At 75.2% G+C, this 15,872-nt stretch carries 11 protein-coding genes; 9 read left to right on the forward strand and 2 right to left on the reverse strand.

Annotation, left to right across the window (positions count from 1 at the left end; all coding sequences use genetic code 11):
* Positions 1-31: 31 nt before the first annotated feature.
* A complete protein-coding gene (locus tag EKG83_RS33775) occupies positions 32-856 on the reverse strand; it encodes a type 1 glutamine amidotransferase domain-containing protein (RefSeq protein ID WP_033433029.1) in 825 nt (274 codons plus the stop codon).
* A gap of 282 nt (positions 857-1,138) precedes the next feature.
* Between EKG83_RS33775 and EKG83_RS33780 the strand changes: the two genes are divergently transcribed.
* The 8 genes from EKG83_RS33780 to EKG83_RS49265 all read left to right on the forward strand — a co-directional run bounded on the left by EKG83_RS33780 (position 1,139) and on the right by EKG83_RS49265 (position 13,334).
* On the forward strand, positions 1,139-3,124 hold the full coding sequence (locus EKG83_RS33780) for a maltotransferase domain-containing protein (protein ID WP_033432945.1): 1,986 nt from the start codon (positions 1,139-1,141) through the stop codon (positions 3,122-3,124).
* 4 nt (positions 3,125-3,128) lie between these two features.
* Positions 3,129-4,811, forward strand: a complete 1,683-nt coding sequence (gene treS / locus EKG83_RS33785) for a maltose alpha-D-glucosyltransferase (protein ID WP_228122317.1) — start codon at positions 3,129-3,131, stop codon at positions 4,809-4,811.
* Entirely contained in the window at positions 4,808-6,073 is a 1,266-nt protein-coding gene (locus EKG83_RS33790; RefSeq protein ID WP_051766363.1) for a maltokinase N-terminal cap-like domain-containing protein, read from the forward strand. Before treS ends, EKG83_RS33790 begins: the two co-directional genes overlap by 4 nt.
* Entirely contained in the window at positions 6,070-8,196 is a 2,127-nt protein-coding gene (gene glgB / locus EKG83_RS33795; RefSeq protein WP_033432946.1) for a 1,4-alpha-glucan branching protein GlgB, read from the forward strand. The genes EKG83_RS33790 and glgB overlap by 4 nt, the downstream gene beginning before the upstream one ends.
* Positions 8,197-8,308: 112 nt before the next feature.
* Positions 8,309-8,473 (forward strand): hypothetical protein, encoded by a 165-nt coding sequence (locus tag EKG83_RS33800; RefSeq protein ID WP_153278635.1) that lies wholly within the window; start codon positions 8,309-8,311, stop codon positions 8,471-8,473.
* Between the two features lie 46 nt (positions 8,474-8,519).
* Positions 8,520-9,146, forward strand: a complete 627-nt coding sequence (locus tag EKG83_RS33805) for an alpha-ketoglutarate-dependent dioxygenase AlkB (RefSeq protein ID WP_033432947.1) — start codon at positions 8,520-8,522, stop codon at positions 9,144-9,146.
* A 142-nt stretch (positions 9,147-9,288) separates the two neighbouring features.
* On the forward strand, positions 9,289-9,525 hold the full coding sequence (locus tag EKG83_RS33810) for a hypothetical protein (RefSeq protein WP_033432948.1): 237 nt from the start codon (positions 9,289-9,291) through the stop codon (positions 9,523-9,525).
* Positions 9,522-13,334: a cation-translocating P-type ATPase gene (locus EKG83_RS49265; RefSeq protein WP_051766364.1), complete on the forward strand. Its 3,813-nt coding sequence runs from the start codon at positions 9,522-9,524 to the stop codon at positions 13,332-13,334. The genes EKG83_RS33810 and EKG83_RS49265 overlap by 4 nt, the downstream gene beginning before the upstream one ends.
* A 276-nt stretch (positions 13,335-13,610) precedes the next feature.
* On the opposite strand, the gene EKG83_RS33820 is transcribed toward EKG83_RS49265, so the two are convergent.
* A complete protein-coding gene (locus tag EKG83_RS33820) occupies positions 13,611-14,054 on the reverse strand; it encodes a winged helix-turn-helix transcriptional regulator (RefSeq protein ID WP_033432949.1) in 444 nt (147 codons plus the stop codon).
* A 191-nt stretch (positions 14,055-14,245) separates the two neighbouring features.
* Between EKG83_RS33820 and EKG83_RS33825 the strand changes: the two genes are divergently transcribed.
* Positions 14,246-15,856 carry a serine/threonine-protein kinase gene (locus EKG83_RS33825; RefSeq protein WP_051766365.1) on the forward strand — a complete coding sequence of 537 codons (1,611 nt, stop codon included), beginning with the start codon at positions 14,246-14,248 and terminating at the stop codon, positions 15,854-15,856.
* Positions 15,857-15,872: the final 16 nt, after the last annotated feature.

Here is a 15,872-nt window from a genome sequence, read left to right on the forward strand (position 1 = left end):
GACCGCTCCCCTCCCGATCCGTTGTGGCGGGTCACCAGCCGAACCGGCGCAGGCCCGATTCCAGGACCTCGACCAGCTTCTCCCCGGCCGGGAACGAGTCCGGCGTGGAGCGGGCGGTGATGAACGGGTAGTCGACGATCACCGACACCTCCTTGCCGACGTTGCCGTGGTAGCGACCATCGGGGCCGGTGGCGTCGCGCAGGACGTACTCCAGCGGGAACGGCGGCGGGCCCATGTTGAAGTCGACGCCGACGAAGCCGGTGCCGTCCTTGTAGTCGTACTCCTTGCAGTGGCCCGTGACGTGCTTGCCCCAGATGATCGACCGCCGGTCCTCCCAGTCGCGGGCGAACGCCAGCGGCGTGACGCCGTAGCACTCGCCGACGATCGGCTTGTCCGCCCGCAGGAACGCCAGGACCAGCTCGTGCAGCCGCTCGTTGTTGCCCAGGTCCACGATCGGGCCCGAGCCGCCGACGACGACCAGGGCGTCGAACTGCCGGATGTCGTCGTCGAGGTTGGCCAGCTCCCGGTGGTACGCCTCCAGCCGGCGCAGGTGGTCGGGCTCGCTGAAGTAGGGGCGCTCCGGGATCCACTCGGCCAGGCTGATCGGGTTGTCCAGGCGGGACGACTCGTCCAGCTCCTTGGCCGCGACCGCGACCTCCGGCGTGGTCACCGAGCGACCCAGCGGCGGGTCGACGTAGCCGGGGTCGAGGCTGGGCGGCAGCGCGCGGGCCCGGGCGCCGGTGGGCGTGGCGAACACCGACTGGTAGCCCTGCTCGTCGAACGTGGCGACCGGGCCGAGCAGTTCCTCGCCCCAGTAGCCGTATTCCGACAGGACGATCAGGATCTTCTTCGTCATCATTTCTCCGTGGCCGTTGTCGACAGGTGGGTCGAATTCGCCCGCCGGAGCAAGTGCACCAGTGCGGACCGCACCCGACAAGACGACCGGGCGGCCACGCCGGCACTCCGTTCAATAAAGCCCGGGAGTTAACGCGGAACACCGGCTGAACTGCGCTGACGCACTCCGTCAGCTCCTGCGGAAACCGCAGGCAGGACGGTTTCGGAACCGATCGAGCACGCGTTATCGGCATTCCCGCGCTCCGGCATGATTCGAGTGATCCACCGAGAAAGGACGGCAGCGATGTCCGGCCGAATCTATGTCGATGATGTGATGCCGGTGGTCGCCGCGGGGCGTTATCCGGCGAAGGCGGTCGTGGGCGAGCACGTGCCGGTGACCGCCGTCGTGTGGCGCGAGGGGCACGACGCGGCGGGCGCGACCGTGGTGTGGCGGGGGCCGGCGGACCGCGCGCCCCGGCACACCCGGATGACCCCGGTCGACCCGGGCGCGGACCGCTGGTCGGCGGCGGTGGTCCCCGACCGGCCCGGCACCTGGACCTTCCGCGTGGACGCCTGGTCGGACCCGTGGACGACGTGGGCGCACGCGGTGCGGGCCAAGCTCGACGCGGGCCAGGGCGCCGCCGAGCTGGCCAACGACCTGGCCGCGGGCGTGGCGCTGCTGCGGCGGGCCGCGGCGGTGAAGCGGCCGCGCGAGCAGCGGGCCGCGCTGCTGGACGCGGCGCGCGCGCTGGCCGACACCTCGCGGTCGCCCGGCGGGCGGGTGGCGCCCGCGCTGGCGGCGCCGGTGGCGCGGGCGATGCGCGAGCACCCGGTGCGCGACCTGGTCAGCCGCGGTGCCACGCACCGGCTGCGGGTGGACCGGCCCCGCGCGCTTTACGGTTCCTGGTACGAGTTCTTCCCCCGCTCCACCGGCGGGTGGGACGAGCACGGCGACCCGGTGCACGGCACGTTCGCCACCGCCGCCGCGGAGCTGGAGCGCGTCGCGCGGATGAAGTTCGACGTGGTCTACCTGCCGCCGATCCACCCCATCGGCGAGGTCAACCGCAAGGGCCGCAACAACACCATCACTGCGGGCCCCGACGACGTCGGCTCGCCGTGGGCCATCGGCTCGAAGGACGGCGGCCACGACGCGGTGCACCCGCTGCTGGGCACGCCGGTCGACTTCAAGTCCTTCGTGGACCGCGCGCACGAGCTGGGCCTGGAGGTGGCGCTGGACCTGGCGCTCCAGTGCGCGCCGGACCACCCGTGGGTGACCGGGCACCCCGAGTGGTTCACCACCCTGGCCGACGGGACGATCGCGCACGCGGAGAACCCGCCGAAGAAGTACCAGGACATCTACCCGCTCAACTTCGACAACGACCCGCGCGGCCTGCACCAGGAGGTGCTGCGGGTGGTGCGGCACTGGATCGGCCAGGGCGTGCGGATCTTCCGGGTCGACAACCCGCACACCAAGCCGCCGGACTTCTGGCACCGGCTGATCGCGCAGGTCAAGCACGAGCACCCGGACGTGCTGTTCCTGGCCGAGGCGTTCACCCGACCGGCGCGGCTCTACGGGCTGGCCAGGCTGGGCTTCGACCAGAGCTACACCTACTTCACCTGGCGCGACACCAAGGCCGAGCTGACCGCGTTCGGCACCGAACTCGCCGCCCACGCCCACGAGGCCCGCCCCAACCTGTTCGTCACCACCCCGGACATCCTGCCGAAGGGGCTCCAGGCCGGCCTGCCCGCGATGTCCGCGCTGCGCGCCGCGCTGGCCGCGACGCTCGCGCCGACGTGGGGCGTCTACTCCGGCTTCGAGCTGCACGAGCACGAGGTGCTGCGGGAGGGCGGCGAGGAGTTCCTGAACTCGGAGAAGTACCAGCTGCGGCCCCGCGACTTCGAGCGGGCCCGGCGCGAGGGCCGGTCGCTGGAACCCTGGCTGACCAGGCTCAACGAGCTGCGCCGCGCCCACCCGGCGCTGCGCCGGCTGCGCGGGCTGCGGTTCCACGACGTGGACAACGACCGGCTCATCGCCTACTCCCGCACCGACCCGGCCACCGGCGACGCGGTGGTCTGCGTCGTCACCCTCGACCCGCACGCGCCCCAGGAGGGCACGGTGCGCCTGGACCTCGACGCCCTGGGCCTGCCCGAGCACTTCCCCGCGCACGACGGGGTGAGCGGGCAGACCTGGCGCTGGGGCCGGGAGAACTACGTCCGGCTCGACCCCGCCACCGCGGTCGCCCACGTCGTCGACGTCGGCCGGCCCGCCCGTCTTGGTGAAGGAGCGTGACACCGTGTCGCCACTGAACCGGTACGACGACCCCGAGTGGTTCAAGCGCGCCGTCTTCTACGAGGTGCTGGTCGGCGCGTTCGCCGACGCGAACGGCGACGGCATCGGCGACCTGCGCGGGCTGGAGTCCAAGCTGGACTACCTCCAGTGGCTGGGCGTCGACTGCCTGTGGCTGCCGCCGTTCTACGCCTCGCCGATGAACGACGGCGGCTACGACATCAGCGACTTCCGCAAGGTGCGGCCCGAGTTCGGCGAGCTGTCGGACTTCGTGCGGCTGCTGTGCTCGGCGCACCGGCGCGGCATGAAGGTGATCACCGACCTGGTGGTGAACCACACCTCCGAGGCGCACCCCTGGTTCCAGGAGTCGCGCCGCGACCCGGACGGCCCGTTCGGCGACTTCTACGTGTGGAGCGACACCGACCGGCGCTACGACGGCACCCGGGTCATCTTCGTCGACACCGAGGACTCCAACTGGACCCTCGACCCGGTGCGCGGCCAGTTCTACTGGCACCGGTTCTTCTCCCACCAGCCCGACCTCAACTACGACAACCCGGCCGTGCGCGGCGCCATGCTCGACGTGCTGCGCTTCTGGCTCGACCTGGGCGTCGACGGGTTCCGCCTGGACGCGGTGCCCTACCTGTTCGAGCGCGACGGCACCAACAACGAGAACCTGCCCGAGACGCACGAGTTCCTGAAGCTGGTGCGCGAGGTCGTCGACGACGAGTACCCGGGCCGCCTGCTGCTGGCCGAGGCCAACCAGTGGCCCGCGGACGTGGCGCACTACTTCGGCGACCCGGAGACCGGCGGCGACGAGTGCCACATGGCCTTCCACTTCCCGCTGATGCCGCGGCTGTTCATGGCGCTGCGCAAGGAGTCCGGCCTGCCCGTGTCGGAGATCCTGGCGCAGACCCCCGACCTCCCCTCCGGCGCCCAGTGGGGCATCTTCCTGCGCAACCACGACGAGCTGACCCTGGAGATGGTCACCGACGAGGAGCGCGACTACATGTACGCCGAGTACGCGCCCGAGCCCCGGATGAAGGCCAACGTCGGCATCCGCCGCCGGCTGGCGCCGCTGGTGGGCAACTCCCGCCCGCAGCTGGAGCTGCTGACCGCGATCCTGCTGTCGATGCCCGGTTCGCCGGTGCTCTACTACGGCGACGAGATCGGCATGGGCGACAACATCTGGCTGCCCGACCGCGACGGCGTGCGCACCCCGATGCAGTGGACCCCCGACCGCAACGCCGGCTTCTCCTCCGCCGAACCCGGCAAGCTCTGCCTGCCCGTGGTCGACGACACCGTCTTCGGCTACCGGTCGGTCAACGTCGAGTCGCAGCTGGGCTACGAGTCGTCGCTGCTGAACTGGACGCGGCGGATGCTGGCCGTGCGGCGCGGGCACCCGGCGTTCGGCCTGGGCTCCTTCGCCGAGCTGGACGTGTCCAACACCGCCGTGCTCGCCTACCTGCGCCGCCACGGCGACGAGGCGCTGCTGTGCGTGTTCAACTTCTCCGGCCGGTCCCAGCCGGTCGAGGTCAAGCTGCCCGGCCTGGACGGCGCGGTGCCCGTGGAGCTGACCGGCGGGGTGCGGTTCCCGGCCGTGGGCGGCGAGCGCTACCAGCTCACCCTGCCCGGCCACGGCTTCTGCTGGTTCCGCCTGGAGGGCGCGACCGACGGGGGTGGCCGGCCGTGACGACCGCGGTGGACACCCTGGCCGGCGCGCTGGCGCGCTGGCTGCCCGCGCAGCGCTGGTACGCGGCCAAGGACCGCGAGCCCCGAGAAGTGCTGGTCGAGCGCGTGACACCGCTGCTCGACGGCGACCCGGCCCTGCGGCACGTGCTGCTGCTGGTGGACGGCGAGCGCTACCAGGTGCTGCTGGGCAGGCGGGCCGCCCTGCCCGCGGCGCTGGCCGGCGCGGCGATCGCGGACACGCCCGCCGGCGTGGTCTACGCGGCCACCCGCGACGGCGAGCTGATGACCCGCCTGCTGGGCCGCCTGCGCGCCGCGCCGCGCGGTCCGGTGTTCGAACCCGAGCCGGGCGCCCGGGTGGCGCTCGACCTGCCGGCCCGCGTGCTGCCGGTGGAGCAGAGCAACACCTCGCTGGTGCTGGGCGACCGCTACATCCTCAAGCTGTTCCGGCGCGTGCTGCCCGGCCCGCACCCGGACGTCGAGCTGCACCGGGCCCTGCGCGCCGCGGGCACCCCGCACGTGGCGCGCCTGCTCGGCGCGCTGACCGTCGAGGTCGACGGCGGGCGGGCCGCGCTGGGCGTCCTCCAGGAGTTCCTGCCCGACGCCCGGGACGGCTGGGCGCTGGCCACCGCCGACCGGACCGCGTTCGCGCCCGAGGCCGCCGCGCTGGGCCGGGCCGTCGCGACCGTGCACGGCGCGCTGGCCGACGCCTTCGGGCCGCGCAACCCCGCCGTCCCGGACCTGTCCGACACCGCCGACCGGCTGCACCGGCGGTTCTCCGCGCTGGCGGGCGGCATCCCGGAGCTGGCGCCGTTCGAACCCGCGCTGCGCGCGGCGTTCGACCGGGTGCGCACCGCGCCCGGCCCGTTCACCCTGCAACGCGTGCACGGCGACCTGCACCTGGGCCAGGCGCTGCGGTCGGGCGGCGGCTGGACGATCATCGACTTCGAGGGCGAACCCGGGCAGCCGCTGGCCGAGCGCAACGCGCCACGCCACCCGCTCCAGGACGTGGCCACCATGCTGCGGTCCTTCGACTACGCCGCCCACCACGGCACCGCCGACCCCGACTGGGCGCGGCGCGTGCGCGACGCGTTCTGCGACGGCTACGCCGGGGTGCTGGCCGACCCGCGCGACCAGCCGGCCCTGCTGCACGCCCTGGAGCTGGACAAAGCCGTCTACGAGGTGGCCTACGAGCGGGCCAACCGGCCCGACTGGACCGCCATCCCCCTCGGCGCGGTCAGCCGGCTCCTGGGAGCGGGCTCGTGACCGCCGCACCCGCCCTGGACGAGGTGGACCGGCTGCTGCTCGGCGACCACCGCGACCCGCACGCCCTGCTCGGCCCGCACCCGGCGGGCCCCGACACCGTGGTGCGCACCGCGCAGCCCGGCGCGGGCTCGGTCGCCGCGCTGGTGGGCGGCGCCCGGTACCCGCTGACCGAGATCGCCCACGGCCTGTTCGCCGGGTTCGTGCCCGGCCGGGTCACCGACCACCGGTTCCTGGTCGACGGCACGCGCGTGGTGGACGACCCCTACGCCCACCCGCCCACCGTCGCCCCCGAGGACCTGGCGCTCATCGCCCGCGGCGAGCACCCCCGGCCGTGGGACGTGCTGGGCGCCCACCCGCGTGCCGGCGGCGTCGCCTTCGCGGTGTGGGCGCCCCACGCCCGCGGCGTGCGGGTGGCCGGCGACTTCGACGCCTGGGACGGCCGCGGCACCCCGCTGCGGCACCTCGGCGCGGGCGTGTGGGAGCTGTTCGTGCCCGGCGTGCGCCCCGGCTGCCGGTACAAGTTCCGCGTGCTCGGCGCGGACGGCCGGTGGCAGGAGCACGCCGACCCGCTGGCGTTCGCCACCGAGGTGCCGCCCGCCACCGCCTCCGTGGTCACCGCGCCCGGCCACGCCTGGCGCGACGAGGGGTGGCTGGCCCGCCGCCGCGCCACCGACTGGACCCGCGCGCCGGTCAGCGTCTACGAGGTGCACCTCGGGTCGTGGCGACCGGGCCGCGGCTACCGGGAGCTGGCCCACGAGCTGGGCGAGTACCTGGTCGGCACCGGCTTCACCCACGTGGAGCTGATGCCGGTCACCGAGCACCCGTTCGGCGGCTCGTGGGGCTACCAGGTCGGCTCCTACTACGCGCCGACCGCGCGCTTCGGCACGCCCGACGACCTGCGGTTCTTCGTCGACCACCTGCACTCGCTCGGCATCGGCGTGATCCTCGACTGGGTGCCCGCGCACTTCCCGCGCGACGCGTGGGCGCTGGCCCGCTTCGACGGCACCCCGCTCTACGAGCACCCGGACCCGCGGCGCGGCGAGCACCCCGACTGGGGGACGCTGGTGTTCGACCTGGGCAAGCCGCAGGTGCGCGGCTTCCTGCTGGGCTCGGCGCTGTACTGGCTCACCGAGTTCCACTTCGACGGGCTGCGGGTCGACGCGGTCGCCTCCATGCTCTACCTCGACTACTCCCGCCCCGACGGCGCGTGGCTGCCCAACGAGCACGGCGGCCGGGAGGACCTGGAGGCCGTGGCGTTCCTGCGGGCGCTCACCGGGGCCGTGGCGCGGCGCTGCCCGGGCGCGCTGGTGCTCGCCGAGGAGTCCACCAGCTGGCCCGGCGTGACCAGCCCGGACGGCCTGGGGTTCGACTTCAAGTGGAACATGGGCTGGATGCACGACGCGCTGGGCTACCTGCGCCACGACCCCGTGCACCGGGCCGCGCACCACGGCGCGATCACCCACTCCACCAGCTACGCGTGGAGCGAGCGCTACGTCCTGCCGCTGTCCCACGACGAGGTGGTCCACGGCAAGGGCTCGCTGTGGGGGCGGATGCCCGGCGACGACCACGCCCGCGCGGCCGGCGTGCGCGCCCTGCTGGCCTACCAGTGGGCCCACCCCGGCAAGAAGCTGCTGTTCATGGGCTGCGAGTTCGGCCAGCCCGGCGAGTGGGACGCCGACGGCTCCCTGGCGTGGTGGCTGCTCTCGCCCGAGGGCGACGGCGCGCACCACCACCGCGGCATCCAGCGGCTGGTCACCCACCTCAACGCGCTCTACCGCGGCGAACCCGCGCTGCACTCGCTCGACGCGTCACCGGACGGGTTCTCCTGGGTCCGCGCCGACGACGCGGCGAACAACGTGCTGGTCTTCCAACGGCACGGCGACGACGGCTCGGTGCTGGTGTGCGCGGTCAACTTCGCCGGCGTGCCCCACCCCGGCCACCGGGTGGGCCTGCCCGGCGCGGGGCGGTGGCGGGAGGTGCTGAACACCGACCGGGCCGAGTACGGCGGCGCGGGCGTGGTCAACGGCGAGGTGGGGGCCGTCGCGCGGCCCTGGGACGGCCTGCCCGCCTCGGCGGTGCTGGACCTGCCCGCGAGCGGGGTCGTGTGGTTGACCCGGGGGTAGGCCGGAGGGGCCCGGTGGCGCCGGGCCCCTCCCCCGGACCTTTGGCGACCCTGCCCGCGACCGTGTCGGACGACGCGTGTAACTTCCGTCCAAACGGGGTAGAGGGACGTCCATGAGCAGCACACCGATCTACGACGAGCTGGCCGCCATCCTGCTCGTCGACCAGCCGGCGACCACCGAGGCCACCGGCCAGCACCAGGCCGCGCCCGCGGTGGAGGAGCCCGCCAAGCAGGCCCGGACCGGTGGCCGGCGGCGCAAGCCCGAGCCGGAGGTCTGACCTCCTCGCGGCCATCGGGGTCGAACACGCGTTCGACCCCCGCGTTATGCTGGCACCCATGCAGGTGTCGTTGTTCGACGACGCCGCGGCCCCCGCGCTGCGGCCCCTGACCGGCCTCCGCCGCACCGCCCTGGGCGACGGCGCCTGGGTCGACGTCCTGCCCGCCTGGCTCACCGGGGCCGACGAGGTGTTCCGCCACCTGGCCGCCGAGGTGCCGTGGCGCGCCGAGCGCAGGCGGATGTACGAGCGCGTGGTCGACGTGCCGCGCCTGCTCTGCTTCTACGACGAGGACGCCCCGCTGCCGCACCCGGTGCTGGCGCGGGCGCGTGCCGCGCTGAGCGAGCGTTACCGCGACGAGCTGGGCGAGCCCTTCCGCACGGCGGGCCTGTGCTACTACCGCGACGGCCGGGACAGCGTGGCGTGGCACGGCGACACCATCGGCAGAGGGGCCACGCACGACACCATGGTGGCGATCCTGTCCGTCGGCGCGCCCCGCACCCTGGCCCTGCGCCCGCGCGGCGGCGGCGCGGCGGTGAAGTACGCGCTGGGGCACGGCGACCTCATCGTCATGGGCGGCTCGTGCCAGCGGACGTGGGAGCACGCGGTGCCCAAGGCGGCCGGCGCGGTCGGCCCGCGCGTCAGCGTCCAGTTCCGGCCGCGCGGGGTGCGCTGATCCGTCCACTGTGGTCGGTTTCGGGCGTCGAATTCCGGGTGACGCCGCCGACTGTTGAACCCATCAGGCGTTCGGCCGCTGTCGGCGGTGGTCGGCGGGTTCCTAGCATCGGGGACGTCCCACGTGCGACGGGAGGACGGCCATGGCCACCAGGGGTGCCCCGAAGAACAACGCGGTCGTGACGACCCGGGTGGACGAGGAGCGGACGGGCCCCGGCGTCGCGCCGTCGCAGGTGCTGTACTTCGCGGGGTTGGGGCTGCTGGCGCTCTTCGAGCTGGTCGAGTGGCCGGTGGCGCTGGCGATCGGCGCGGGCACGCTGGTGGCGGGGCGCGCGGCCCGCCGGGGCGCGGTGCGCCGGGACGAACCGGTCCCCGAGTGAGGGCGGTGCTGCGCGGCGCGATCGAGGCCGGCGTGGCGGCGGGCGGTTTCGCCTGGGCGGCCACGACCACCCTGCTGCCCGTGCCGCGCGCGTTGGGGTCGGCGGCCGATGTGCTGTCCTTTGTGGAGGGTTCGCCCCGGTTGCGCGCGGTGGTCGAGGACCGGATCGGGGCGGACCGCGCGCGGTACCTGTTCACCACCGGGGGTGCCGTGGCCCAGGCGCTCGCGCAGCGGCCGCTGGGGTTGCTGGCCGACACGTGTCGCGCGGTGAGCGCGGTGGCCGAGGCGAACGCCCAGCGGCGGGTGGCCGAACCCCCGTCGCGCACGCCCCGCCCGGCTCCCCTGCCACCCAGCCCGGTCGAACGCACCGCCGACCGCGTCAGCGCCCTGGTCACGGCCTGGGCGAGCGGAACCCTGCTCCTGTCGGGCAACCCCCGCCGGGCGTCGGCGGTGCTGGGCGCGTGCGCACCCAAGCCGGCCAGGGCGGGCCGCGACGTGTTCGTCACCGAGCTGAGCAGGCACCTGGCCCGGCGCGGGATCCACGTCCGCGACCTGGGTGCCCTGGCCCGGCTGGACCGCGTGGACGCGACGCTCGTCGACCCGGCGCTGTGCCGCGGCGACGGGTTGCGCCCGCACCCGCTGGCCGAGGCGCTGGCCGCGCGCGGGACGGTTGCCGATGATGCCGGTGCGCTGGTGGACGCGGTGCGCTCGATGCAGGCGGCAGGCCACGTGGTCGCGGTGGTCACGGCCGACGACCACGCCGCGCTCGCGGCGGCCGACCTCGGCATCGGCGTGGCGACGGGCGACGGCGCCCCGCCCAACAGCCCAATCTCGCCCGGCAACCCGGCCCCGTACGGCATCCCAGCCCCACCCCACGCCCCCTTCCCGCCCGACGCCCCTGCCCCGTCCGACACCCTCTTGCCGCCCAACGCCCCCTTCCCGCCCAACGCCCCCTTCCCGCCCAACGCCCTCTTCCCGCCCGACACCCCCGCCCCGCCCGACAGCCCAACCTCACCCAGTACTCCCTTCCCACCCGAGGCCCACGTGCTGTGCCCGCGGCTCACCGACGCGTGCGTCCTGCTGGACGCGGCACCGGTCGCGCGCCGCCTGGCCGACCGGGTCGCGCGGCTCGCCGTGGCGGGTGCGGCGTCGGCGGCCCTGCTCACCGCCACCACCCCGTCCCGCCGGCTGGGCCGCGCCCCCGTACCGGTCGGCGTCGCCACGCTGCTGGCCGTCGGCACCGGGGCCTGGCTCGCCCGCGCCGCCGCGCACGCGCCCGAACCGGTGCCCGTCGACCTCACCCCCTGGCACGCCATGCCCGCCGACTCGGTGGTGCGCCGGCTGGCCTCCTCCCCCGAGGGCGTGACCGACGACGAGGCGGCCCGGCGCCTGGCCGCGCTCACCCCGCGCCACGCCGAACCCCGTGAAGACCTCCTGCGCGCCTCGGTCGCGGAGCTGGACAACCCGATGACCCCGGCCCTGGCCGTCAGCGCGGGGCTGTCCGCCGTGGTCGGGTCGGCGGTGGACGCGGTGCTGATCCTGGGCGTGATCGGCATCAGCGCCCTGCTGGGCGGTGCCCAGCGGGTGCGCGCCGCCGACGCGGTGCGGGCGCTGGCCGATTCCACCGCGGTCCGGGCGCGCGTGGTGCGCGCGGGCCACGTGACCGGGGTGACCGCCGACCGGCTGGTGCCCGGCGACGTGGTGGACCTGGAGCCCGGTGACGTGGTACCCGCGGACTGCCGGCTGCTGACCGCCGACGGGTTCGAGCTGGACGAGTCCGGCCTCACCGGCGAGTCGGGGCTGGTGCGCAAGCAGGCCGGCCCCTCGCCCGCGGCGGCGGTGGCGGACCGCCGCTGCATGGCCTACCAGGGCACGTGGGTCGGTGCGGGCAAGGCGCGGGGCGTCGTCGTGGCCACCGGTGACGACACCGAGCTGAACCGCACCGGCCGGCCCCGTCCCGGTGGGCGCCGCGCGGGTGGTGTCGCCGGACGGGTGCGCGCGCTGACCGAGGTGACCATCCCGCTGTCGGTCGGCGCCGGGGTGCTGCTGGCCGCCGTCGACGTGCTGCGCGGCCGCCCGCTGGGGCCCGCGGTGGTGCGCGGTGTCGGGCTGGCGGTCGCGGCGGTGCCCGAGGGGTTGCCGTTCGTGGCGACGGCGGCCGAGCTGGCGTCGGCCAGGCGGCTGTCCCGGCGCGGCGCGCTGGTGCGCGACTCGTCGACCGTCGAGGCGCTGGGGCGGGTGGACGTGCTGTGCTTCGACAAGACCGGCACGCTGACGTTGGGGCGCATCGCGCTGCGCCGCGTGTCCGACGGCCTGGCCGACGCGCGGGTCGACGCCCTGCCCGACCGGATGCGCCCGGTGGTGGCCACCGCGCTGCGCGCGACACCCCGGCGGCGCGGGCAGCTGACCGACGACGCCGTGCACGGGGGCGCCGCGCTGCTCGGCGTCGACCGGGGCGACTGGCACCCGGTGGCCGCGCTGCCGTTCGAGTCCGCGCGCGGCTACCACGCGGTGCTGGGGCGGGGTTCCGGCGGCTGGTCACTGGCGGTGAAGGGGGCGCCGGAGGCGCTGCTGCCCCGGTGCGCGACGTGGCGGCGCGACGACGGGGTGGTGCCGCTCGACACCGCCGCCCGCGCCGCGCTGGACGCCGAGGTGCACCGGCTGGCGACCCGCGGCTACCGGCTGCTCGCCGTTGCCGAGCGCGCCACCGAACCAACCCCCACCAGCCACCCCACCGAACTGCCCCCCACCCTCGTCAACGGCTTGTGCCTGGTGGGCCTGCTGGCGCTGGCCGACCCCGTGCGCCCCAAGGCCCGCGAAGCGGTCCGCACCCTGCGGGGCGCGGGCATCGACGTCGTCATGGTCACCGGCGACCACCCGGGCACCGCCACCGCCATCGCCGAGGAGGTCGACGCCCTGGGCGACCGCGGCACCCTGACCGGCCCCGAGCTGGACGACCTCGACGACGACGCGCTGGACCGGCGGCTGCCGGGCGTCGCGGTGTTCGCCCGGGTCACCCCGGCGCAGAAGGCCAGGGTGGTGGCCGCGTTCCAGCGGTGCGGCCGGGTCGTCGCGGTCACCGGGGACGGCGCGAACGACGCACCCGCGATCCGCGCCGCCGAGGTCGGCGTGGCGCTGGGCGAGCACGCCACCACCGCCGCGCGGGAGGCGGCGGACGTCGTCATCACCGACGACCGCGTCGAAACCCTCACCGACGCGGTGGTCGAGGGGCGCGCCATGTGGGCGTCGGTGCGGGACGGCCTGTCGATCCTGCTCGGCGGCAACCTCGGCGAGATCGCCTTCACCGTGGCCGGTGGCGTGGTCGACGCGCGGGAGGCGCTGAACGTGCGCCAACTGCTGCTGGTCAACCTGCTCACCGACGCGGTGCCCGCCATGGCCGTGGCGACCCGGCCGCCCGCCCACCGCGACGCCGCGACCCTGCTCGCCGAGGGCCCCGACGCCTCGCTGGGCGAAGCGCTCGACCGGCAGATCCGCGTCCGCGCCGTCACCACGGCCGGCGCGGGCCTGGTCGCGTGGCGCCTGGCCCGCCGCACCGGACCGGTGGGGCAGGCGTCGACCGCGGCGCTGGTGGCCCTGGTCGGCGCGCAGCTCGGGCAGACCCTCGCGGTGCGGGGTCGCACGCCCCTGGTGCTGGGTGCGGCGGTGGGGTCGCTGGCGGTGCTGGCGGTGGCGGTCCAGGTGCCCGGCCTGAGCCACTTCCTCGGGTGCCGGCCGCTGCTGCCCCACCTGTGGCTGATCGCCCTGGGCGCGGCGGCGGTCGCGACGCTGGCCGCCTCGGCGCGCACGTGAAGTCCACCGGACCGACCGACCCGGGCCGACCGCGCACGTGAGTTCACCCAACCGACATCGCGTGGAAACGCGGGGGCCCGCCGGTGGTCAACCGCGTCCGCTTACCGTGGCGGGACGGAAGTTCCTCGGTTCGGCCGGAGGTGGTTCACGTGGGTGACTTCTTGGCCGCGGTGGTGGCGAACGTGGTCGTGATCCTGCTGCAGAAGCTCGTCGTGGCGGTCGGCCGGGCCCTGAGGCCGACGCGCGCCTGACCCGTTCGGCGCGGGGACCCGCCGCTCACTGCGCGGGTCCCAGCGCCACCTTCGCCGCGGGCACGGGCCCGTCGCAGGTGTCGCAGGTCAGGCCCACGCCCACACCCCCGCCGCAGCCCACGTGCACCGCGGTCCTGGGCACCTCGGTCCCGTCCGGCGCGTGGCGGTCGCCCCACTCCATCAGCGCCAGCACCACGGGCGCCAGCTCCCGCCCCTTGGCGGTCAGCAGGTACTCGTAGCGCGGCGGCCGGTCCTGGTACTGGACGCGCTCCAGCACCTTGTTGGCCACCAGGCCGTTGAGGCGGTCGCTCAGCACGTTCCGGGCGATCGGCAGGCAGCGCAGGAAACCGTCGAACCGGGTGACGCCGAGCAGGGCGTCCCGCACGATCAGCAACGTCCACCGCTCGCCGACGATTTCGAGCGCGCGGGCGATGGAGCAGACCTGGCCGTCGTACGTGCGTCGGAGCATCTGCGCATGATAACCACGGGTTTCACCAAAAAACCCACTCGCTCGGACGCACCGGTCACGCCCCGTGATGACCAGACCGGCGCAGGTGCGCGCACCGTAGCGACGAACGCCCGTGGGGCCGTTCCGGCCAGCGGCCCGGGGACCGTTCGGAGGCGTCGGCCGGCGTCGGTCCCGGCCGATACCATCGCGCGGTGGACCAGGCCGACGACCTGCTGGCGTGGGCGCCCCAGCCCTCCGGGGACGCGCCCCCCGTGATCGCCCTGCCCGGCTACAGCGACTTCCGCCTCGTCGCGCACGGCGGCGAGGGCACGGTGTACCGGGCCCGCCAGGACGGGCTGGGGCGCGACGTCGCGGTGAAGGTGCTCGACGTGACCGACCCGGCGACGGTCAGCCGGTTCCGCCGGGAGCTGGAGATCACCGTCCGGCTGGGCCGCCAGCACCCGCACGTGGTGACCGTGCTGGACACCGGCGTGATCGCCGGGCGGCCGTGCATCGTGATGGAGTACTACGACCTGGGTTCGCTGCACGACCGGCTCGCGCGGCACGGGCCGCTGCCGGTGCACGAGGTGGTCGCGGCCGGGGTCGCGGTGGCCGACGCGCTGGCGTTCGCGCACGGGCAGGGCATCCTGCACCGGGACGTGAAGCCGCAGAACATCCTGGTGCTGCCGACCTCGTACGTGCTGGCGGACTTCGGCATCGCGCGCGGCGCGGACGCGGCGCACACCGGTTCGCTGCACATGGTCAGCTACCGGCACGCCGCGCCGCAGATGGTGTCCGGCCAGGCGCCCGACCCCACCGACGACCTGTGGTCGCTCGGCTCGACCCTGTTCACCCTGCTCGACGGCCGGCCGCCGTTCGCGTCGGACTCGCCGGGCGACGACACGATGATCGGCTACCTCGGGCGGGTGCGCGAGGCCCCGCCGCGCCCGCTGCTGCGGCGGGACGTGCCGGTCGAGCTGATCTCGATCATCCTGCGGTGCCTGCGCAAGTCGCGCGGGGAGCGGTTCCCCGACGCGGCGGCGCTGCGCGCGGCGCTGGCGGCGGTGCCGGTCCGGAGTCCGCAGTCCGAAGTGGACCCGGACCACACCGCGGCCGTGCGGCGGGAGGTGCGGGAGCGGTACCCGGAGGGGCCGACGGCGTTGCCGGACTTCGGGCCCCGGCCGGTGGCCGAGCCCAAGGACGTCGCGGTGGAGGAACCCCCCGAGCCCGCGCGGACGTGGACCGGGGACCTGGCCGACCTGACCGTCCGCCACCACGACCGGGGACGCCCGGTCGTGCCCCCGCCGCCGCGACCGGTGGTGGAACTGCCCGAACCGCCGCCGGCCGTCCGGCGGTCGCGCACACCGTGGGTGCTGGCGGGGGTCGGTGCGCTCGTGGTGGGCGCGGCGGTCGGCGTGGCGCTGAGCCTGCCCGACCGGACCGGCGGTGAGGCGCTGACCACCACCACCGCGCCGAGCACCACGTCCTCCGCCGCGCCGACCACTACCACCACCGCCGGTGTGCCGGCGGGCGGTGACCCGAGGTTCACGCCGGTGCTCAAGCGCCTGGAGGACCGAGGGGACCGCATCGAGCTGTTCTGGACCGACCCGAGCGGGGGCACCGCGCAGTTCGTCGTGGTCGACGTGACGGGCACCGAGCCCAAGGCGTTGGTGACGGTGGTCGCCGGTGAGACGTCGCACCTGGTGGAGGACCTGGACCCGGACGCCCGCGAGTACTGCTTCCAGGTGCTCGCGTTCGGCTTGGAGGACCCCACCGCGCAACGCGGCGCCTCGGCCAGGACCTGCGCCGTCCGCAACGGCTGAACGGCCGCGGTCGGAG

Origin of the sequence: Saccharothrix syringae (genome assembly GCF_009498035.1) — a bacterium.
GTDB lineage: Bacteria > Actinomycetota > Actinomycetes > Mycobacteriales > Pseudonocardiaceae > Actinosynnema > Actinosynnema syringae.